The sequence below is a fragment of the Pseudomonas sp. NFACC24-1 genome, from assembly GCF_900115235.1.
GTDB lineage: Bacteria > Pseudomonadota > Gammaproteobacteria > Pseudomonadales > Pseudomonadaceae > Aquipseudomonas > Aquipseudomonas fluorescens_AA.
In genome coordinates this window covers 132,604-152,509 of the sequence record NZ_FOVS01000013.1, presented here as the reverse complement: position 1 = coordinate 152,509, position 19,906 = coordinate 132,604, and the positions used below count along the sequence as shown (strand labels likewise).

General features: G+C 61.2%; 19 protein-coding genes. 11 read left to right on the top strand and 8 right to left on the bottom strand.

What is annotated here, in order from left to right; genetic code table 11:
• Positions 1-35: 35 nt before the first annotated feature.
• The 5 genes from BM317_RS14490 to gcvH all read left to right on the top strand — a co-directional run bounded on the left by BM317_RS14490 (position 36) and on the right by gcvH (position 5,996).
• Positions 36-1,253 carry a 2-octaprenyl-3-methyl-6-methoxy-1,4-benzoquinol hydroxylase gene (locus BM317_RS14490; RefSeq protein ID WP_170842334.1) on the top strand — a complete coding sequence of 406 codons (1,218 nt, stop codon included), beginning with the start codon at positions 36-38 and terminating at the stop codon, positions 1,251-1,253.
• 218 nt (positions 1,254-1,471) lie between these two features.
• A complete protein-coding gene (locus BM317_RS14485; RefSeq protein WP_092170535.1) occupies positions 1,472-2,476 on the top strand; it encodes an extracellular solute-binding protein in 1,005 nt (334 codons plus the stop codon).
• 229 nt (positions 2,477-2,705) lie between these two features.
• Positions 2,706-4,322 carry an ABC transporter permease gene (locus BM317_RS14480; RefSeq protein WP_092170540.1) on the top strand — a complete coding sequence of 539 codons (1,617 nt, stop codon included), beginning with the start codon at positions 2,706-2,708 and terminating at the stop codon, positions 4,320-4,322.
• 155 nt (positions 4,323-4,477) lie between these two features.
• Complete coding sequence (gcvT, locus tag BM317_RS14475; RefSeq protein ID WP_060740140.1) at positions 4,478-5,560, top strand: glycine cleavage system aminomethyltransferase GcvT; 1,083 nt, start codon at positions 4,478-4,480, stop codon at positions 5,558-5,560.
• 52 nt (positions 5,561-5,612) lie between these two features.
• Positions 5,613-5,996, top strand: a complete 384-nt coding sequence (gene gcvH, locus BM317_RS14470; protein ID WP_092170549.1) for a glycine cleavage system protein GcvH — start codon at positions 5,613-5,615, stop codon at positions 5,994-5,996.
• Between the two features lie 297 nt (positions 5,997-6,293).
• Here the strand turns inward: gcvH and BM317_RS14465 are convergent, their stop codons facing one another.
• From BM317_RS14465 to BM317_RS14445, 5 genes are all read right to left on the bottom strand, one after another.
• On the bottom strand, positions 6,294-6,614 hold the full coding sequence (locus BM317_RS14465; RefSeq protein ID WP_170847613.1) for a DUF2388 domain-containing protein: 321 nt from the start codon (positions 6,612-6,614) through the stop codon (positions 6,294-6,296).
• 65 nt (positions 6,615-6,679) lie between these two features.
• On the bottom strand, positions 6,680-7,129 hold the full coding sequence (locus BM317_RS14460; protein ID WP_092170557.1) for an NfeD family protein: 450 nt from the start codon (positions 7,127-7,129) through the stop codon (positions 6,680-6,682).
• 9 nt (positions 7,130-7,138) lie between these two features.
• Positions 7,139-8,059, bottom strand: a complete 921-nt coding sequence (locus tag BM317_RS14455) for an SPFH domain-containing protein (RefSeq protein WP_014340768.1) — start codon at positions 8,057-8,059, stop codon at positions 7,139-7,141.
• Between the two features lie 125 nt (positions 8,060-8,184).
• Positions 8,185-9,969, bottom strand: coding sequence for a type IV pilus assembly ATPase TfpB (locus tag BM317_RS14450; RefSeq protein WP_092474734.1), 1,785 nt, complete (start codon positions 9,967-9,969; stop codon positions 8,185-8,187).
• A 145-nt stretch (positions 9,970-10,114) separates the two neighbouring features.
• Positions 10,115-10,453, bottom strand: a complete 339-nt coding sequence (locus tag BM317_RS14445; protein WP_060740145.1) for a hypothetical protein — start codon at positions 10,451-10,453, stop codon at positions 10,115-10,117.
• A gap of 126 nt (positions 10,454-10,579) precedes the next feature.
• Here BM317_RS14445 and BM317_RS14440 point away from each other — a divergent pair, with 126 nt between their 5' ends.
• The gene (locus tag BM317_RS14440) at positions 10,580-11,050 is read left to right on the top strand and encodes an Lrp/AsnC family transcriptional regulator (RefSeq protein WP_060743113.1); all 471 of its coding nucleotides are present in this window, start codon (positions 10,580-10,582) and stop codon (positions 11,048-11,050) included.
• A gap of 128 nt (positions 11,051-11,178) precedes the next feature.
• Here BM317_RS14440 and BM317_RS14435 read toward each other — a convergent pair whose 3' ends face one another.
• Positions 11,179-12,546: a CYTH domain-containing protein gene (locus tag BM317_RS14435; protein ID WP_053189063.1), complete on the bottom strand. Its 1,368-nt coding sequence runs from the start codon at positions 12,544-12,546 to the stop codon at positions 11,179-11,181.
• 158 nt (positions 12,547-12,704) lie between these two features.
• Here BM317_RS14435 and argE point away from each other — a divergent pair, with 158 nt between their 5' ends.
• From argE to BM317_RS14420, 3 genes are all read left to right on the top strand, one after another.
• Positions 12,705-13,862, top strand: a complete 1,158-nt coding sequence (gene argE, locus BM317_RS14430) for an acetylornithine deacetylase (protein ID WP_072405960.1) — start codon at positions 12,705-12,707, stop codon at positions 13,860-13,862.
• A gap of 137 nt (positions 13,863-13,999) precedes the next feature.
• A complete protein-coding gene (gene argA, locus BM317_RS14425; protein ID WP_053126389.1) occupies positions 14,000-15,298 on the top strand; it encodes an amino-acid N-acetyltransferase in 1,299 nt (432 codons plus the stop codon).
• Positions 15,299-15,763: 465 nt separating this feature from the next.
• Positions 15,764-17,086 (top strand): OprD family porin, encoded by a 1,323-nt coding sequence (locus tag BM317_RS14420; RefSeq protein WP_092170566.1) that lies wholly within the window; start codon positions 15,764-15,766, stop codon positions 17,084-17,086.
• 91 nt (positions 17,087-17,177) lie between these two features.
• On the opposite strand, the gene BM317_RS14415 is transcribed toward BM317_RS14420, so the two are convergent.
• Both BM317_RS14415 and BM317_RS14410 read right to left on the bottom strand, forming a co-directional pair.
• Positions 17,178-17,606, bottom strand: a complete 429-nt coding sequence (locus tag BM317_RS14415) for a type VII toxin-antitoxin system HepT family RNase toxin (protein ID WP_092170570.1) — start codon at positions 17,604-17,606, stop codon at positions 17,178-17,180.
• Complete coding sequence (locus tag BM317_RS14410; protein WP_092170576.1) at positions 17,596-17,991, bottom strand: type VII toxin-antitoxin system MntA family adenylyltransferase antitoxin; 396 nt, start codon at positions 17,989-17,991, stop codon at positions 17,596-17,598. Before BM317_RS14410 ends, BM317_RS14415 begins: the two co-directional genes overlap by 11 nt.
• Positions 17,992-18,325: 334 nt before the next feature.
• Between BM317_RS14410 and BM317_RS14405 the strand changes: the two genes are divergently transcribed.
• Together BM317_RS14405 and ssuE are read left to right on the top strand one after the other, a co-directional pair.
• On the top strand, positions 18,326-18,964 hold the full coding sequence (locus tag BM317_RS14405) for a peroxiredoxin (protein ID WP_024617266.1): 639 nt from the start codon (positions 18,326-18,328) through the stop codon (positions 18,962-18,964).
• 329 nt (positions 18,965-19,293) lie between these two features.
• Positions 19,294-19,887: an NADPH-dependent FMN reductase gene (gene ssuE, locus BM317_RS14400; protein WP_092170580.1), complete on the top strand. Its 594-nt coding sequence runs from the start codon at positions 19,294-19,296 to the stop codon at positions 19,885-19,887.
• The last annotated feature ends 19 nt before the right edge of the window (positions 19,888-19,906 follow it).

Sequence of the window (19,906 nt, the reverse complement as noted above, 5' to 3'; positions counted from 1 at the left end):
TGATGTCGCCCGCAAAACAGGCTTAGAGCATGGAATTGCGTGCAGATCTGCTGATTGTCGGCGCGGGTATGGTCGGCAGCGCCCTGGCGCTGGCGTTGCAGGACAGTGGCCTGCAAGTGTTGTTGCTCGACGGCAGTCCGATGAGCGTCAAGCCCTTCGATCCCCAGGCCGCGTTCGAGCCCCGGGTCAGTGCCTTGTCGACGGCCAGCCAGCGGATCCTTGATCGCCTGGGCGTCTGGGAGGGCATCACCACCCGGCGGGCCAGCCCTTACACCGACATGCACGTCTGGGACGGCAGTGGCACCGGGCAGATCCATTTTTCCGCGGCCAGCCTGCATGCCGAGACGCTTGGGCACATCGTTGAAAATCGCGTGGTGCAGGATGCCCTGCTGGACCGACTGCATGACTGCGACCTGGGCCTGTTGGCCAACGCCCGTCTGGAACAGATGCGTCGTTCCGGTGACGACTGGCTGCTGACCCTGGCCGATGGCCGCACGTTGCGGGCACCCCTGGTCATTGCCGCCGACGGCGCGAATTCCGCTGTGCGCCGCCTCACCGGCGTGGCGACGCGCGAATGGGATTACCTGCACCACGCCATCGTCACCAGCGTGCGCAGCACCCGGTCGCATCGGATGACGGCATGGCAGCGTTTCACCGACAACGGCCCGTTGGCGTTCCTGCCCCTTGAGCGTGACGGCCAGCACGACTGGTGCTCGATTGTCTGGTCCACCACCCCCGAAGACGCGCAGCGCTTGATGGCGCTCGATGACAGCGAATTTTGCAACGAACTGGAGCGTGCCTTCGAAGGCCAGCTTGGCCCGGTACTGAGCGCCGACCCGCGCCTGTGCGTGCCGCTGCGCCAGCGACATGCCAAGCGCTACGTGGCCGAAGGGCTGGCGTTGATCGGCGACGCGGCCCATACCATCCATCCGTTGGCCGGGCAGGGGGTGAACCTGGGTTTCCTCGACGCTGCCGTGCTGGCCGAAGTGCTGTTGCACGCGGCCGGCCGTGGCGAGCGGTTGGCGGACGTGAAGGTGCTGAGCCGCTACGAGCGCCGACGCATGCCCCACAACCTGGCGCTGATGGCGGCGATGGAGGGCTTCGAGCGGTTGTTCCAGGCCGATCCGCTGCCGGTGCGCTGGTTGCGCAACACCGGGCTGAAGCTGGTGGACCGCCTGCCTGAGGCCAAGGCCTTGTTCGTGCGCGAGGCGCTGGGGTTGAGTGGGGATTTGCCGGATTTGGCCAAGGCCTGAGATGTGGGTTGGGGCTTATGGCTTCATCGCGGGCAAGCCTCGCTCCCACAGTCGTCACCGGATCAAATGTGGGAGCGAGCTTGCTCGCGATGAGGCCGGCACAGCCACCTCAATCCATCTGTGCAACATTTGGAAATGTGTCCACCCACTGTTAGATTGAGAAGCCAAATGTGAGTCCTTATCATTTGCGCCTCTTTCACCATCCAGAGACCGCTACCATGTTGGCAACCAAGCGCCTGCTGTCCGTCCTCGCCTTGACCCTGATCGGCACCACTGCCGCCCAGGCCGCCGATGAGGTGGTGGTCTACTCCTCGCGTATCGATGAACTGATCAAGCCGGTCTTTGATGCCTACACCAAGAAAACCGGCGTCCCGGTGAAGTTCATTACCGACAAGGAAGCGCCGTTGATGCAGCGGATCAAGGCCGAAGGCGAGAACGCCACCGCCGACCTGCTGCTCACCGTCGATGCCGGTAACCTCTGGCAGGCCGAGCAGATGGGCATTCTCCAGCCGTTCACCTCCCCGGTGATCGACGCCAACATCCCGTCCCAATACCGCGCCTCGTCCCACGCCTGGACCGGCTTGAGCCTGCGGGCGCGGACCATTGCCTATTCCACCGACCGGGTTAAACCGGGTGAATTGACCACCTATGAAGCGCTGGCCGGCAAGGAGTGGGAAGGCCGTCTGTGCCTGAGGACCTCGAAAAAGGTCTATAACCAGTCCCTGACCGCCACGCTGATCGAAACCCACGGTGCGGAAAAAACCGAAGAAATCCTCAAGGGTTGGGTCAGGAACCTGTCCACCGACGTGTTCTCCGATGACACCGCATTGCTTGAGGCGATCAATGCTGGCCAGTGCGATGTCGGTATCGTCAACACCTACTACTATGGCCGCCTGCACCAGCAGAAGCCGGACCTGAAGGTGAAGCTGTTCTGGCCGAACCAGGCTGATCGTGGCGTGCACATCAACCTCTCGGGCATTGGCTTGACCAAGCATGCGCCGCATCCGGATGCCGCCAAGAAACTGGTGGAGTGGATGACCACGCCGCAAGCGCAAAGCATCTTCGCCGACGTGAACCAGGAATTCCCGGCCAACCCGAAGGTCGAGCCGTCCAAGGAAGTGGCGGCCTGGGGGGCGTTCAAGGCCGATACCTTGCCGGTTGAAGTCGCGGGTAAACGCCAGGCCGAAGCCATTCGCATGATGGATCGCGCTGGCTGGAATTAACCCCCAGTCAGACACTATTCCTTGTGGCGAGGGGATTTATCCCCGCTGGGTTGCGAAGCAGCCCCCAAGCGGAGAGCGCGGCGTGTCAGACGGATTGAACTGTCTGTAATTGGGCTTGCTCCGCAAGCCAGCGGGGATAAATCCCCTCGCCACAGGTTTTCATGCGGCGGGTTATAAAATAGGTGCCCGCGCCAATGTGCGGGCATCATCATTTAAACGAGAGCTCCCCTTGGCCCACCCCGCCCAACGCCGCTGGTACCCCCTGGTCTTCGCCATTGCTGCGCTGGTCCTGTTGCCCTTGAGTGTCTTGCTGCTGTCCTGGCAGAGCATCGACCAGCAAATCTGGTCCCACTTATGGGATACACAGATGCCGCGCTTGTTGGGCAATACCCTCACCTTGATCCTTGGCGTGGGTGTCGGAGTGACCTTGCTGGGTGTCAGTCTCGCCTGGCTCACCAGTCTGTGTGAATTCCCGGGACGTCGCTGGCTCGATTGGGCATTGATGCTGCCGTTCGCGATTCCGGCCTACGTGTTGGCGTTTGTCTTCGTTGGCCTGCTGGATTTTGCCGGCCCCGTGCAGACGCTGATGCGTGAGTGGTTCGGCAGTGGCCTGCGCCTGCCCCGGGTTCGCTCCACCGGCGGGGTGATTCTCGTGTTGGTGCTGGTCTTTTATCCTTACGTCTACCTGTTGGCGCGCAGTGCCTTCCTGGCCCAGGGCAAGGGTTTGATGGAAGCTGCCCGGGTGCTGGGGCAGTCGCCATGGCAGGCGTTCTGGCGTGTGGCGCTGCCGATGGCCAGGCCAGCCATCGGTGCGGGCGTGGCGCTGGCGCTGATGGAAACCCTGGCGGATTTCGGCGCGGTGTCGGTGTTCAACTTCGACACCTTCACCACCGCCATCTACAAGACCTGGTACGGCTTCTTCAGCCTCTCCAGCGCCGCCCAACTGGCCAGCCTGCTGTTGCTGGCGGTGATGCTGGTGCTCTACGGCGAACGCCGGGCCCGCGGCGCTCACCGGGCCGGCAACGAGCGGCCCCGGGTCAAGGCGTTGTATACGTTGCGCGGCCTCAAGGCCGTGGCGGCCAGTGGCTGGTGCTTCCTGGTATTTGCCTGCGCGTTTGTCATCCCGGTGCTGCAGTTGGTGGTGTGGTTCTGGCAACGCGGTCGTTTCGACCTGGATGAGCGTTATGCCGGGCTGATCGTCCACACCCTCTACCTGGGCGGCCTGGCGGCGCTGGTCACCGTCTGTGTGGCCTTGCTGCTGGCGTTCGCCCGGCGGTTGGCGCCGACCCGTCCGATTCGTGCCGGCGTCGGCTTGGCGAACCTGGGGTATGCCTTGCCCGGTTCGGTGCTGGCGGTATCGATCATGCTTGCGTTCAGCTACCTGGACCGTGAGCTGGTCATCCCGCTGTCGACCTGGCTCGGCGGTGCCGGCAAGCCGTTGTTGCTGGGCAGCCTGTCGGCGCTGTTGCTGGCGTATCTGGTGCGTTTCCTGGCCGTGGCCTACGGCCCGTTGGAGAGCAGCCTGGCGCGCATTCGTCCGTCCTTGCCCGAAGCGGCACGCAGCCTTGGGGTCAGTGGGCCCCGACTGTTTTTCAAAGTGTATCTGCCGTTGCTGTTGCCCGGCACCTTGAGCGCCGCGTTGCTGGTGTTCGTCGATGTGCTCAAGGAAATGCCCGCGACGCTGCTGATGCGCCCGTTCGGCTGGGACACGCTGGCGGTGCGGATCTTCGAGATGACCAGCGAAGGGGAGTGGGCCCGGGCCGCGCTACCGGCGCTGACGTTGGTATTGGTGGGGCTGTTGCCGGTCATCGGATTGATACGACGTTCGGCCCATCGAAACAGCTAGGTGCCAGTCCTACCTCATGCGGCTACAATGCGCGGCATTCGGTGCGGTCCGTCTGTCGGACCGGGCAACTGAGAACGTCAGAAAACTCCTTTTTTCAGACGTTCGCGCTACGCAGTGCCCGTCCGCACCTTCGCCAAGCCCGGAAGGAGAAACCCATGGGACAGCGTACGCCTCTGTATGACCTTCATCTCGCCCTTGGCGCGAAGATGGTCGATTTTGGCGGTTGGGATATGCCTTTGCATTACGGCTCGCAGGTCGAAGAACACCATCAGGTGCGTCGCGACTGCGGTGTGTTCGATGTATCCCACATGACCGTGATCGACGTCGCCGGCCCCCAGGCCAAGGTTTGGCTGCAGCGCTTGCTGGCCAATGACGTCGACCGCTTGCAAGACACAGGCAGTGCCTTGTACAGCGCGATGCTCAATGAGCGCGGCGGCATCGTCGACGACATGATCATCTACCGTGTCGAAGATGGTTATCGCCTGGTCTTCAACGCCTCGACCCGCGATCAGGACCTGGCCTGGATGCAGGCACAGCTCGGTGACTATGACGCGCAACTGCATGAGCGCCCCGAGCTGGCGATGCTGGCGATCCAGGGCCCTCACGCCCGGCAGAAGATTGCCGAGCTGGTCACACAATCCCGTGGGCAAATCATCCAGCAACTCAAGCCTTTCGAAGGGCGCGCCGACGGCGAATGGTTCATCGCCCGGACCGGCTACACCGGCGAAGATGGCCTGGAAATCGTCCTGCCCGCCCAGGAGGCCCCGAGTTTCTTCAATGACCTGGTCGGCGCTGGTATTTCGCCCATTGGCCTAGGCGCCCGCGATACCTTGCGCCTGGAGGCCGGCATGAACCTCTACGGCCAGGATATCCACCAGGATGTTTCCCCGCTGGCCTCGAACATGGCCTGGAGTATCGCCTGGGAACCGGCGAGCCGTCAGTTCATCGGGCGCAGCGCGCTGGAGACCGAGCTTGCCAGCGGTGTGCAGCACAAACTGGTCGGGCTGGTGCTGGAAGAACGGGGTGTTTTGCGCGCCCACCAGGTGGTTCGCATCGCCAATGTTGGCGAAGGGGAGATCACCAGTGGTAGTTTTTCTCCTACGCTTAGCAAGTCGATCGCCCTGGCACGTGTTCCGATGGCAACCGCCGACCGTGCCGAGGTAGAAATTCGTGGTAAGTGGTACCCGGTACGGGTGGTCAAACCGACCTTCGTCCGCCATGGCAAAACCCTGATCTAACCTTTTGCGGCGGGCCGCTGGCCGCTGACACTTTCTATTGAGGACACAGAATATGAGTGATATCCCTGCCGAACTGCGTTTCGCCGAAAGCCATGAGTGGGCACGTCTGGAGGCTGACGGTACCGTCACCGTGGGCATCAGCGATCATGCGCAGGAAGCCTTGGGCGACGTGGTCTTTGTCGAGCTGACTGAAGTCGGTAAGGTTTTTGCCGAAAATGACCAGGCCGGCGTGGTGGAGTCGGTCAAAGCCGCTTCCGATATCTATTCCCCGATTGCGGGTGAAGTGATCGCGATCAACGACGAGCTGAGTGGCGCGCCGGAGTTGCTCAACTCCAATCCTTACGGTGCCTGGATCTTCAAGCTCAAGCCGAGCAACACAGCTGATTTGGACAAGTTGCTTGATGCGGCAGGCTACAAGGCTGCCATCGGCGAATAAGGACGACTGCACCTGTGGGAGCGAGCTTGCTCGCGATAGCGGTGGATCGATCGTTCCCACGCTCCTGCGTGGGAATGCCGCCAGGGACGCTCCGCGTTCCGCTTCTGAAATGTGACGCAGAGCGTCACGGGATGCATCCCCACGCAGAGCGTGGGGACGATCAGCTTCAAGCCAATCCACGGGTTGTCTGGGCTGACGCCTTCGCGAGCAAGCTCGCTTCCACAGGGGGTAGCCTCGGGATGTTCGCCGGACAAAAAAATGCCGCTCAATGGAGCGGCATTTTTTATAGGCCGGGCATCAGTCCTGGGCGACGGCGTTTTTCGCCAGGATCGCGTTGGCCAGTTCCATGTCGGTGGCTTGCAGGCCTGGGTTGTCGGCACGCACTTTTTGCATCGCCGCTTCCAGGTAAGGACCACGGATACCGCCATCACTGGCGACGAAGCTGCCGGCATCGTCTTGGGCGGCGACGATCAGTTTGTGATCCTTGAAGGTCAGGTAGGTGGAACCGGTGGTCGCACCGGACGAGATGACGTTACGCCAAAACGTGTCGGCCATTGCCGAGCCGACAGGAAGAGACAGCAAGGCTACGGTAGCGACAGCAAGTTTGAGACGCATGATAGGTGACTCCACTGGGTTAACTATGACGTTGGATTACCTGCGTCTCGATTCAGTTCCATGACTTGTCAGTCAGCCCGTTCCACCTGCAGCACCGCCCCCTCCTGCGCCACCACCCTGACCCGCGTGCCAACGGACGATTCGGGCCCCTTGGCCAGCCAGACACTGTCGGCCACCTTGATCTTGCCACGGCCATCGACAATCGCTTCATGCACCAGGAAGACCTTGCCGATCAGTTCCTGCCCGCGCAGGTTCAGGTGCGGCTGATCGCTTTGGCGCACGGCGCTGCGCTGGCGTCGCCACCAGTACAGTGCCGTGGCGATGGCGAACAGGCCGAACAACAGGAACTGCAATTCCCACGGCATCTGCGGCAGGAAGAACGTGAGCACGCCGACTGCCGCGGCGGCCATGCCGATCCACAGCAGGTAACCACCGGCGCCGAACACTTCAAGGATCAGCAGGATGACGCCCAGCGCCAGCCAGTCCCAGTACGACATGTGTTGCAGGAACCCCCACATACGCGCGCCTCAGGCTTTCTTGCTGTCAAAGGTGGCCCTGACGATCTCGCCGATGCCACCGACCGCACCGATGACCTGGCTGGCTTCCAGCGGCATCAGGATCACCTTGCTGTTGTTGGCTGACGCCAGTTTGCCCAGTGCATCGATGTATTTCTGTGCGACGAAGTAGTTCACGGCCTGGACGTTACCGTCGGCAATGGCCTGGGACACCACTTGGGTGGCCAATGCTTCGGCTTGCGCCTGGCGCTCGCGGGCCTCGGATTCCAGGAACGCCGCCTGGCGGCTGCCCTCGGCCTCGAGGATCTGCGCCTGCTTCTTGCCTTCGGCGGTGAGAATCGCCGATGCGCGCAGGCCCTCGGCTTCGAGGATCTGGGCACGCTTGATACGTTCGGCTTTCATTTGCCCCGACATGGCGGCCATCAGGTCCGCCGGGGGGCTGATGTCCTTGATCTCGATCCGGGTGATCTTGATGCCCCACGGCGCCGTGGCTTCATCGACAGTGCGCAGCAGTTTTTCGTTGATGCCGTCGCGCTGGCTCAGCATCGCGTCCAGCTCCATGGACCCCAGCACGGTGCGGATATTGGTTTGCAGCAGGTTGCGGATGGCGTGTTCGAGGTTATTGACCTCGTAGGCTGCCTGGGCCGTATTGACCACCTGGAAGAAGCACACGGCGTCGATCTGTACCGTGGCGTTGTCGGCGGTAATCACTTCCTGGGGCGGGATGTCCAGTACGCTTTCCATGACATTGATCTTGCGCCCGATGCGATCCATCACCGGGATGATGATGTTCAGGCCGGGCTTGAGGGTGTTGGTGTAGCGCCCGAACCGCTCGACGGTCCATTGGTAGCCCTGGGGCACGACCTTGAAGCCCATGAAGAGAATGGCGACCACGAGGCCGATGAAAAGTAAAAGTACGCTACCGATCTGCATGACGGTTCCCTGTGCGAATTGAGATGGACCTGCGAGCCCTGAGTGTAGGGCACGCGGCCAGTATCTTCGCTATGGTCCGTTCCGCTTTGTTTGTGGGATCTTTCTGCCCCTGAGCCAGACAGTTCCTACTTCTGCTCGCTTTGCGGCGTCACCCGCAGCACTTCCTCGACCGTGGTCAAGCCCGCCGCCACCTTTTGCGCCCCCGACAGCCGCAGGCTGCGCATGCCTTCCTTGAAGGCCTGGCGGCGCACCGCCAGCAGGTCGGTGTCGGGGTGGATCAAGGCCTTGACGCTGTCGGTCAGTTGCATGATTTCGTAGACACCGGCGCGGCCGCGGTAACCGGTGTCGCGGCACTCCAGGCAGCCGACGGCCTGTTGGGCATTGCTTGGCAACGGTGCCTGCCAGGGGCGCGTCAGGGTCTGCCAGTCGTCTTCGTCCAGGGCCAGCGGGGCCTTGCATTGCGGGCACAGGGTGCGCACCAGCCGCTGGGCCATGACCCCGAGCACGGTGGCCTTGATCAGATAATGGGGCACACCCAGCTCCAGCAGGCGGCTGATGGCGCTCGGCGCGTCGTTGGTGTGCAGCGTCGACAGCACCAGGTGCCCGGTCAGCGCCGCCTGGATCGCCATTTCAGCGGTTTCCAGGTCACGGATCTCACCGATCATGATGATGTCCGGGTCTTGCCGCATCAGTGCCCGTACCCCGGCGGCGAAGGTCAGGTCGATGTTGTGCTGGACCTGCATCTGGTTGAAGGAGGCCTCGACCATTTCAATTGGGTCCTCGATGGTGCAGAGGTTCACTTCCGGCGTCGCCAGTTTCTTGAGGGTGGTGTAGAGGGTGGTGGTCTTGCCGGAACCGGTAGGCCCGGTCACCAGGATGATGCCATTGGGCTGGCGGGTCATGTCCTGCCAGCGGCGCAGGTCGTCGGCGGAGAAGCCGAGCTGGTCGAAATCCTTGAGCAGCACTTCCGGGTCGAAGATCCGCATGACCATTTTCTCGCCGAATGCCGTGGGCAAGGTCGACAGGCGCAACTCCACTTCGCCGCCGTCCGGGGTCTTGGTCTTGACCCGGCCGTCCTGGGGTTTGCGTTTTTCCGCGACGTTCATCCGCCCCAGGCTCTTGAGGCGGCTGACGATCGCCATCGTGACCTGCGGCGGGAACTGATAGACGGTGTGCAGCACCCCGTCGATGCGAAACCGTACGGTACCCTGCTCGCGGCGCGGTTCGATGTGGATATCGCTGGCCCGTTGTTGGAAGGCGTACTGGAACAGCCAGTCGACGATATTGACGATGTGAGCGTCGTTGGCGTCCGGTTCCTGGTCGCTGGCCCCCAGGTTGAGCAACTGTTCGAAATTGCTCAGGTTGCTCGGTTGCTGGTCGGTCGTGGTGGCGCCGCTGACCGATTTGGCCAGGCGATAGAACTCCACGCTCAAGCGCTGGATATCCACCGGGTTGGCGACCACCCGCTTGATCGGCAGCTTGAGCACGTGGGTCAGGTCGGCTTCCCAGCTGCTGACGTAGGGTTGTGCGCTGGCAACGGTGACGGCGTCACGATCGACGGCTACCGCGAGGATCTTGTGGCGCTGGGCAAAGGCATAGGACATCAAGGGCGTCACGGCCGCTACGTTGATTTTCAGCGGGTCGATGCGCATGTAGGGTTGGCCGGCCTGCTGGGACAGCCACAGGGTCAGGTTCTCCAGGTCCAGGCGCTTGCCGGGTCGACTGAGGTCGTCCAGGTGCTGGTTGGCAATGAACTCCAGCGGATGCAGCTGGCTATTGGCGCTGTGGCGTCGGCGGGCGTTGAGCGCGGTTTCGGCTGAATCCTGGCTGATGAAACCCTGGGTGACCAGTTGGCGCAGCAGATCATTGAGGTCCAGCCAGCGGTCCTGAGTGGCGTGTTTGGTGGACATGCGGGTTCCTATTGGACAATTGCAGCAAAGCCGCGATACAGACGCTTCGGCGTCCTCGCTCGGTCTGCAAAAGAATAGTCCCGACCCCGTGGTCCGTTGGGCCACTACCCGACCAATGCGTTACCAGGTCTTGCCCGTGGGGCGCTCAACCGGCCGCTTGGGTCGGCTCAACCCTCGTAAATTCAGCGCTTTGCAGGTCCACCGAGCACATGCCGATCAGGTTACGTAATTTTTCAGCGATCACCTGGGCCCGGTGCCAACTCAGCCCGTCCAGGCCGATGTCCAGGGAGAGCAGATCGTCGAGGCGCTCGACGCGCACGTGCCGTGGCGTCAGGCCCTGCAAGGCAAACAGGTTCAACGCCCGGCACAGCAGATCCGGTTCGGCCTCGGCCAGCATCTGGTACTGCACTCGGCAATGGGCATTGGCGGCGTGCCAGACGTCGGCGCGGGTCGTGGTTGTGGCAACGGCTTCGAGCGGGGGCATGGATGGTCTCCTGGAGTGCGGGAGAAATATTTACATGTGTCGCGGGGTATTTCTTATCTAAGATGAGTGGTTATGGCGTTTTTTCGAATCGTTTGATTCTCCAGATCATTTATCACGGGTTTATTTATGCAAAGTGAGCTGGATGGCTACGACCGCCGGATACTGGCGCTGCTGCAAGAGGATGCCTCGCTGTCCAGTGCGCAAATCGCCGAGCAGGTCGGCTTGTCTCAATCGCCGTGCTGGCGGCGGATCCAGCGGATGAAGGAGGAGGGCATCATCCGTGCTCAGGTGACTTTGCTGGATCGCAAGAAAATCGGCCTCAACACGCAGATCTTCGCCGAAGTGAAACTCAACGCCCATGGCCGTTCGAACTTCACCGAGTTCACCGAGGCGATTCGCGGCTTCCCCGAAGTGCTGGAGTGTTATGTGTTGATGGGGGCGGTGGATTTTCTGCTGCGCATCGTCACGGCGGACATCGAGGCGTATGAGCGATTCTTTTTCGAAAAGCTGTCGATGGTGCCGGGGATCCAGGAAGTGAATTCGATCGTGGCGCTGTCGGAGATCAAGTCGACGACGAGTTTGCCGGTGGTGCGCTGAGTTCTGTGGAGGATGTGCTGGCCCTATCGCGAGCAAGCTCGCTCCCACAGTTGATCTTCAGCGGCCACTACTAGATGTGGTTACAACGCTGACCCCCTGTGGGAGCGAGCTTGCTCGCGATGGCGGCATCACAGCCGCAGCAAAGTCTTCCAGGCCCGATTCTGGTACACCGCAATCGCCTGCTGCTTGCGCGCATCCAGCGTTTCGTCGGTGATGGGTTGGTTGGCCAGTTGCGCCAGCTTGTTCAGCTCGCCATAAAGGCGATCCATTTCCGGGATCTCCAGCACATGGCGGGCGTGGTGCAGCCAGGCCTGGATGCGTTCGATACGCGGCAGTTGCTCGGCGAGGTCTTCCGGCTGCTGCTGATAGCGTTGCAATTGCAGGGACGAGGATTCTTCCCCCAGCAGACGCGGCAGCCAGCTACCCAGTTGTGCCGCGCCCTGGCGATTGCCACGGGTGTTGCGCTCGGCGGCCCAGCTGCGGGCCAGCAGCCAGCGTGAAGTGTTGAGGGAGAACAGGCCCCAGCGCGGGTCTTGCAGCTCTTCAAGGAACTGTTCCGGCGCGGCCTTGCGCACGTCTTCGTCGTCCAGGCCAGCCTGGACCAGCGGACGCCAGTCTTCCAGCAACGCGTCCAGGGCCAGGCGCAGGTCATGGGTCGATTGGCGCGGCGCGGCCTGGCCGAGGCTGCTGAGCAGGGCGCGCAGTTCGGCGAGGTTTTCCACCCAGTCCTGCAGCAGGCGCCAGTGGCCGTTGAAACGGTATTGTTCGGCCAGGCGTTGGCTGCTGCCGAGCAAATGCCAGCTCAGCGCGGCAAAGGCGTCATCCAGCGGCGTCTCGGCGGTCAACTGCGGGGCCGGCAGGCTCAAGGCATAGCTGCCCGCGTCATGCAGACGATAGCCACGCTCGGCCTTGCTGATGTCGCAGGGCATCAAGGGCAGGGTCGCGGCCAGCTCGGCGGCCAGTTCCAGCAGGGCGGCGGGCTCGCCTTCGCGCAATTCCAGCTCCAGTTCGCAGATTTCTTCCTTCTGCTTGCCCACCACGACGTGGCCCAGGTCCAGGGCGGCTTCGATGACCACCTTGCTCTTGCCCCGGCCCCAGGCGATTTCGGCGCGTTCGCGGACGAAATCGGTGGTGAAGATGGCCTTGAGGGTTTTCTTGTCCAGTTCGGCCAGGGCCTCGGGCCAGCATTCGCCGTCGAGCTTCTTCAGGTCGAGCTTGGCCTTGGGCAGGTGCCAGTCGTATTCGTTGCGTTCGGACAGGCCGGCGACGCTCTGGCCGCGGGTCTTGAGGGTCTGGATCACCTCTTCACCGTCGCGACGCAGGCGCAGGGCGACCTTGGCCCGGGCCAGGTCGCGCTCTGGCGTGTCGAAATACTGGTTCATCAATTCGTGGCGTTCCCAGCCACTCTTGTTGCGTTTTTTCAGCAGCGGATGCTCGCGCAAGGCTGCCAGGGTCTCGCGGCTGACGCGGAGTTTGATTTCGGTTTCTTTCTGCATGGCCGGAAAATCCAGGGATCGGGTGCGCAGCCGGGGGAGGGTGTGGCTGCCAAGGCCGTGCAGTGTACAGGACTCGCTCATCCTACGCGCCGCGACGGTTTATTCCTTGCGCCGGATGGTTCTATGATGGACATCAATCTGTAAGCCTGGAGTCAGCGATGCCTTTGCCGTCCATGAAAGATCAATTCGCTGCCCTGATCGCCACGCCTTCGGTCAGTTGTACCCAACCTGGGCTCGACCAGTCCAACAGCGCCGTGATCGAGCTGCTGGCAGGCTGGCTAACCGAGCTGGGATTCTCCTGCGATGTCCAGCAGGTCAGCCCCGGCAAATTCAATTTGCTGGCCAGTTTCGGCAGTGGTCCCGGCGGCCTGGTGTTGGCGGGTCACAGCGACACGGTGCCGTTCGACGGTGCGTTATGGCAGACCGATCCCTTGAAGCTCACCGAGGTCGATGGCCGTTGGGTGGGCCTGGGCAGTTGCGACATGAAGGGTTTTTTCGCCCTGGCCATCGAAGCGGTCAAGCCGCTGCTGGACCAACCGTTCAAGCAACCGCTGCTGATCCTCGCGACCTGTGACGAAGAAAGCTCCATGTCCGGCGCCCGGGCCCTGGCCGATGCCGGTCGACCGTTGGGGCGCGCGGCGGTGATCGGCGAGCCGACTGGCCTGCGCCCGATTCGCCTGCACAAAGGCGTGATGATGGAACGCATCGACATTCTCGGGCGCAGCGGCCATTCGTCCGATCCGCGCCTGGGCCATAGCGCCCTGGAGGCCATGCACGATGCCATGGGCGAACTGCGTGGCCTGCGCCTGCAATGGCAGCGTGAATTCCGTAATCCGCAGTTCAGCGTGCCACAACCGACCCTGAACTTCGGTTGCATCCACGGTGGCGACAACCCCAACCGGATCTGCGGCCAGTGCTCCATGGAATTCGACCTGCGCCCGTTGCCGGGCATGGACCCGCAAGTACTGCGGGCGGCGATCCGGCAGAAGCTCGAGCCGATTGCCGAGCGACACCAGGTCAAGATCGACTATGCGCCGCTGTTCCCCGAAGTGCCGCCGTTCGAGCAGGCCGAGGACGCGGAGTTGGTCCGCGTGGCCGAACGACTGACCGGCCATCGTGCCGAAGCAGTGGCGTTCGGCACCGAAGCGCCTTATCTTCAGCGCCTTGGCTGCGAAACCCTGGTGCTCGGTCCTGGCGATATCGCCTGTGCCCACCAACCGGGCGAGTACCTTGAAATGTCACGTTTGCAACCTACCGTACAGTTGCTGCGGCAGTTGATCGGCCATTACTGCCTGACGCCGGCCACGGCCGGTTAAATTGTGCCCTTGCGGGCCCGTATTCATCACATGAGGAGAGCGCGCGTGTCGCCAAGCCTGTTCCGACGATAACCACCAGCCCGTTGTGCGTTCTGTTTCGTCTTTTTTTGGCTGTTATTTATTACAGGTCCAGGTTCATGCCCGAATACGTCAATTGGCTTCGTCACGCTTCGCCCTACATCAACGCCCACCGCGATTGCACCTTCATCGTCATGCTGCCCGGCGACGGGGTGGAACACCCCAATTTCGGCAACATCGTCCATGACCTGGTGCTGCTGCACAGCCTCGGTGTGCGCCTGGTACTGGTTCATGGCTCGCGCCCGCAGATCGAGACCCGCCTCGCGGCACGGGGCCTGACGCCCCATTACCACCACGGCATGCGCATCACCGATGCGGCGACCCTGGAGTGCGTGATCGACGCGGTCGGCCAGTTGCGCATCGCCATCGAGGCACGCCTGTCCATGGACATGGCCTCCTCGCCCATGCAGGGCTCGCGGCTGCGGGTCGCCAGCGGCAACCTGGTCACCGCGCGTCCCATCGGCGTGCTCGAAGGCGTGGATTACCACCACACCGGTGAAGTGCGCCGGGTCGATCGCAAGGGCATCAACCGCCTGCTGGACGAACGCTCCATTGTGTTGCTGTCGCCGCTGGGTTATTCGCCCACGGGAGAGATCTTCAACCTGGCCTGTGAAGACGTCGCCACCCGGGCGGCCATCGACCTGGCGGCCGACAAGCTGTTGCTGTTCGGCGCCGAGCAAGGGCTTATCGGCGAGGACGGACGGTTGGTTCGGGAATTGCGTCCGCAACAGGTTCCGGGCCACATGCAGCGCCTGGGCAGCGACTATCAGGCCGAGCTGCTGGATGCGGCGGCCCAGGCCTGTCGTGGCGGCGTCGCACGCAGCCATATCGTCAGCTATGCCGAGGATGGCGCGCTGCTGGCTGAACTGTTCACCCGCGACGGCAGCGGTACGCTGGTGGCCCAGGAGCAATTCGAGGTGGTGCGCGAAGCGGCCATCGAAGACGTCGGCGGCCTGCTGGACCTGATCAGCCCGCTGGAAGAGCAGGGGATTCTGGTGCGTCGCTCCCGTGAAGTGCTGGAACGCGAGATCGAACAGTTCAGCGTGGTCGAGCGCGAAGGCATGATCATCGCCTGCGCGGCGCTGTACCAGATCGCCGATTCGGACGCTGGGGAACTGGCCTGCCTGGCGGTGAACCCGGAATACCGCCACGGTGGCCGGGGCGATGAACTGCTGGAGCGAATCGAAACCCGGGCCCGCGCCCAAGGGCTCAAGACGCTGTTCGTACTGACGACCCGGACTGCCCACTGGTTCCGCGAACGCGGTTTCGAGCCCAGCAGCGTCGACCGTCTGCCGGCAGCGCGGGCCTCGCTCTACAACTATCAACGTAATTCGAAGATCTTCGAAAAAGCCCTGTAGAGCCGTCCTGAACCCTGCGCGACCGCGATCTTGATTTCAGACAATGAGCAGCTAGTCTGGAACGCTCAAGATCGCACCGCGCGCGCCGTCGTCGTGATCATGATCGAAGCCATTGGAGGCGCCGGAGCCTATTTCGCCGCAGGATGAGCGGCCCTCGCAAAAGCCCGACAAAACACCATTCAGTAATCCTCGATATCGCCGATAAGCCTTGTCGCGACTTGATGACGCTTTAATGGCACCTTTATGTCGAAACGAGCTGAAAACTAATGAAACAATTCTTTTTGGATTTATAGAGAATCCATTATCCTGCCGGCCGGTGTCGCAGGGTTAGACCATGGTCTTAGTCACAAATGGTTACGATTGACTTGTCAGTCACGGTCTGGCGCTAATCGCGCATCCGCGGATTCCGGGCGTTCGATTCGGAACCAAAGACACACAAGAATTAGAAAACGAGAGGAGCGAAGCATGAACAAGTCCACCTTGGCCCTGGCTGTGGCCGTTGGGGTTTTGGCGCAGCAGGCAGGCGCCGCCGGTTTTATCGAAGACAGCAAGGCGTCTGTCAGTTCTCGTACGTTGTATTTCAACAACGACAACCATGAAACGGGCAGCGAGGATCTGCGCGAAACGGGCACCGGCCTCAAGTTCGACTACAAGTCTGGCTTCACGCAAGGTGTTGTGGGTTTCGGTATCGACGCTCAGGCGCTGGTAGGTATTCGTCTCGATGGGGGTAGGGGCCGTAACAACGGTTCCTATATGCCAGCCGATACCGATGGTTCGGCGGTACATGATTGGAGCCGTTTGTCCGGCAACGTGAAGGCGCTTTTCTCCAAGACCGAGGCCCACCTGGGTGGTGCCCTGGCGCCTAACCTGCCGATCCTGGTTGCCAACGACAGCCGTCTGCTACCACAGACCTTTGAAGGTGGCACCATCACCTCCAAGGAAATCGACAATGTGACCTTCAACGCCGGCCAGCTGGAACATGCCACTGGCCGTGCGTCCAGCAACAGCACTGGTCTGGCCGTGGCGGGCGGTACCGAGGAAAGCAACCAGTTCCGTTTCGCTGGCGCTGATTGGAAAGTCACCAAAGACCTGACCCTGCAGTACTACTACGCCAACCTGCAAGACTATTACAAACAGCACTTCCTGGGCGCTGTGCACGTCTTCCCGATCAGCGAAGGCCAGTCGTTCAAGACTGACCTGCGTTACTTCGACAGCAGCTCGGATGGCCGTAACGGCGATGCTGGCTATCGCTTCAATAACAACGGTGGTTATGCCAAGACCCCGGGCGAGGTCGATAACAAGACCTGGAGCGCCATGTTCACTTACACCCTGGGCGGCAGTGCCTTCCTGCTGGGTCACCAACAGGTCGGCGATGACGGTGGCTTTGTCTACCTGAACCAGGGCAACGTGGTTGACGGCAACAACCGTCCTGAAGGTGCTGGTGGTGCGAGTTTCTACCTGTTCACCGACAGCATGATCAACGGATTTGTCCGTGCCGGTGAAAATACCACCTTCGGTCAGTATTCCTACGACTTCGCTTCCTTAGGCGTTCCAGGCCTGAAAGCTTCGGTTGCCTACCTGCGTGGTGACGACGTCAAATCCGCCACCGCTGGTGGAAGCGATTACTCCGAGTGGGAACGCGACATGCGTGTGGATTACGTCATCCAGCAAGGTGCATTGAAAGGCTTCGGCACCACCCTGCGTCAGGGTACTTACCGTAGCAGCGGTGCAGGCGACAGCCAGGATCAGACCCGCCTGATCTTCAACTACACTTACAACTTCATGTAAGACGTAGAAAAGTAGAAAAGCCCCGCCCGGCGCAGTGCGCCCGGCGGGGCTTTTACGTGTTGACCTGCGCATTTTCTCCGCCAGCTGTCCGCTAAGGTGCGGACTGCGTCGCGTCTTTACGCAGGATGAATGCACTGAACGCCAGGAAATCGTCCAGGTGTTGGGTAATGATCGCGACCATGATCGGCAGTTGCAGGGCTTGATAGTCATGCACGGCGATGTTTCTGAAGCCAACCATGTTCTTCAGGTTTTTAACCAGGCCTTCCTCCGCCCAGCCCCCTTGAAAAAGCAACTCGAACACGTCCCGGGCACTTTGTGGGACGCCCAGTCGCTCACGGCGAATCAAATGCTGGCCCATATCCAATGCCGCTTCACATGCACGCTGAATGTTCAGAACTGCCGAATCCTGGCGAGTGAAGTCGGTGGCAAACGTAGCGGGATTCTTCTCATATTCCTCCCGTACCCTGGCGACGCAACGCTCGATACTCGCTGCTTTATTGATCAGTACATCATCGGCCATACACGCTGCCTTCTTCCTGAATATCCTTGAGCAAGCCTGCTCGAGCTTCGTCGAAGGCTGTTTTCTCGCTGAGAACAAAACTTTCGAATAACCCCGCCTGTACGTCTCTGGCCCAGAGTCTCTGGCCTCGGGTCACGATCTGATATTGCATGACGGTGGTTGCCGCACGTAGGTCAATCAGATCCACCGGACTGCCAGCGATATCCGCCAAATCCCCTGAAAGCTGCCATAACGCCACAGGGTCAACCTCGCCGGACAAGAGCACAGCCAAATCGACATCACTGTCAGGCCCGGCGGTGCCCTGTGCATGGCTACCAAACAGGTAAACCGCCAGCAGACCAGGGAGTTGGTTTTGCAGATGAGTCAACAAGGCTTGAGTGTTCATGTTGCCTATCCTAGCCGCTCGTCCTGAAATCGCGTCAATAATTTCCGTAGTGTGGGTACAAAACAAAAAAAGCCCCGCCCGGCATCACGCCGGGCGGGGCTTTACGTTTTTCGAGTCAGGCCCACCCCTGTAGCCGTCCTCGAAACTTCTCCTCTTTCAGCAACTCGAGGCCTTCTCGAACCTCGATGGCGATCTTGGGCCGATAGGCGGAATGGCGCCAGTGAACAGTTTTTTATATTCGCTAATGATCTAGATAAATGGATATTTATTCTTTTTAAAACAATCGAAACCGGTGCAAAGTTGGGCTCACGACAACCTCATCAGGAGCCGCACCATGAGCCTCAGACTCGGCGACATCGCCCCCGACTTCGAGCAGGATTCCAGCGCCGGCAAGATTCGCTTCCATGAATGGCTCGGCGACAGCTGGGGTGTGCTGTTTTCCCACCCGGCGGACTTCACACCGGTATGCACCACCGAGTTGGGCCTCACCGCCAAGCTCAAGGACGAGTTCGCCCAGCGCGGGGTCAAGGCCATTGCCCTCTCGGTGGACCCGGTGGACTCGCACCACAAGTGGATCGAGGACATCAACGAGACCCAGAACGCCGTGGTCAATTTTCCGATCCTGGCCGATGCCGATCGCAAGGTCTCGGACCTGTACGACCTGATCCACCCCAACGCCAGCGACACCTTGACCGTGCGCTCACTGTTCGTGATCGACCCGAACAAGAAGATTCGCCTGACCATCACCTACCCGGCCAGCACCGGGCGCAATTTCAACGAGATCCTGCGGGTGATCGATTCCCTGCAGCTGACCGACAACTACAAAGTCGCCACCCCGGCCAACTGGCAGGACGGTGATGAAGTGGTGATCGTGCCGTCGCTCAAGGATGAAGAGGAGCTCAAGCAGCGCTTTCCCAAGGGTTACCGCGCCGTGAAGCCTTACCTGCGCCTCACCCCGCAGCCCAATCGCTGAGGCAACACCTGAACCTGATCTGATGATCGTTCCCACGCTCTGCGTGGGAACGCCTCAACGGACGCTCCGCGTTCGGCTTTTGGGACGCAGAGCGTCCCTGGCTGCATTCCCACGCAGAGCGTGGGAACGATCAGTACCTGTGCACCAAGGGTTTTGGCCGTTTCGACGGCCTTTTTTATTGCGCCAAGGAAAGGATATTAAATATGTCTAAATTGCATAACCAAATGAATAAATATGATTTAAAGATATATTAATCCCCTGTTATGGTTTGACCCATGCAGCGAGATCGCCCGCCGCGAATCGCACGTGACAGTTAAGGAAGGGTAGGCATGTTGGTCGTCTCACTCGGTGGCAGTCCCAGCCAACGCTCCCGCTCAGGGGTGCTGCTGGAACGTTCGCAACGCTGGTTGCAGCAGCAAGGTGTGGAAGTGGTGAGTTATCAGATACGCGACTTCCCGGCCGAAGATCTGCTCCATGCCCGTTTCGACAGCCCGAAGGTGGTCGACCTGCTCCAGCAGATCGAAAACGCCGATGGCCTGTTGATCGCCACGCCGGTGTACAAGGCGTCTTTTTCCGGCGCGCTGAAGACTGTGCTGGACCTGCTGCCTGAGCGCGCCCTGGCCCATAAAGTGGTGTTGCCGATGGCAACCGGCGGCAGCATCGCCCACATGCTGGCGGTGGACTACGCCCTCAAGCCGGTGTTGTCGGCGCTCAAGGCCCAGGAAATGCTCCACGGGATTTTTGCCGAAGACAGCCAGATCGCTTACGGCGAAGGCAGCGTCCAGGCGCAATTGACGCCGGCCCTGCAACAGCGCCTGGACGAGGCGCTGGAACAGTTTTTCAGTGCCATGGCCCGTCGGCCCAGGCCGCTGGACCCCAATGTACTGAACGAACGTTTGCTGAGTGCTCGCTGGAGCATTTAAACCCCGAACACCCTGATTC

Bases quoted from the DNA above. Each gene is read 5' to 3' on its own strand.
- BM317_RS14485 (WP_092170535.1), top strand. From the start codon at position 1,472: ATGTTGGCAACCAAGCGCCTGCTGTCCGTCCTCGCCTTGACCCTGATC.
- gcvT (WP_060740140.1), top strand. From the start codon at position 4,478: ATGGGACAGCGTACGCCTCTGTATGACCTTCATCTCGCCCTTGGCGCG.
- gcvH (WP_092170549.1), top strand. From the start codon at position 5,613: ATGAGTGATATCCCTGCCGAACTGCGTTTCGCCGAAAGCCATGAGTGG.
- BM317_RS14460 (WP_092170557.1), bottom strand. From the start codon at position 7,129: ATGTGGGGGTTCCTGCAACACATGTCGTACTGGGACTGGCTGGCGCTG.
- BM317_RS14455 (WP_014340768.1), bottom strand. From the start codon at position 8,059: ATGCAGATCGGTAGCGTACTTTTACTTTTCATCGGCCTCGTGGTCGCC.
- BM317_RS14450 (WP_092474734.1), bottom strand. From the start codon at position 9,969: ATGTCCACCAAACACGCCACTCAGGACCGCTGGCTGGACCTCAATGAT.
- BM317_RS14445 (WP_060740145.1), bottom strand. From the start codon at position 10,453: ATGCCCCCGCTCGAAGCCGTTGCCACAACCACGACCCGCGCCGACGTC.
- BM317_RS14440 (WP_060743113.1), top strand. From the start codon at position 10,580: ATGCAAAGTGAGCTGGATGGCTACGACCGCCGGATACTGGCGCTGCTG.
- BM317_RS14435 (WP_053189063.1), bottom strand. From the start codon at position 12,546: ATGCAGAAAGAAACCGAAATCAAACTCCGCGTCAGCCGCGAGACCCTG.
- argE (WP_072405960.1), top strand. From the start codon at position 12,705: ATGCCTTTGCCGTCCATGAAAGATCAATTCGCTGCCCTGATCGCCACG.
- argA (WP_053126389.1), top strand. From the start codon at position 14,000: ATGCCCGAATACGTCAATTGGCTTCGTCACGCTTCGCCCTACATCAAC.
- BM317_RS14420 (WP_092170566.1), top strand. From the start codon at position 15,764: ATGAACAAGTCCACCTTGGCCCTGGCTGTGGCCGTTGGGGTTTTGGCG.
- BM317_RS14415 (WP_092170570.1), bottom strand. From the start codon at position 17,606: ATGGCCGATGATGTACTGATCAATAAAGCAGCGAGTATCGAGCGTTGC.
- BM317_RS14410 (WP_092170576.1), bottom strand. From the start codon at position 17,991: ATGAACACTCAAGCCTTGTTGACTCATCTGCAAAACCAACTCCCTGGT.
- BM317_RS14405 (WP_024617266.1), top strand. From the start codon at position 18,326: ATGAGCCTCAGACTCGGCGACATCGCCCCCGACTTCGAGCAGGATTCC.
- ssuE (WP_092170580.1), top strand. From the start codon at position 19,294: ATGTTGGTCGTCTCACTCGGTGGCAGTCCCAGCCAACGCTCCCGCTCA.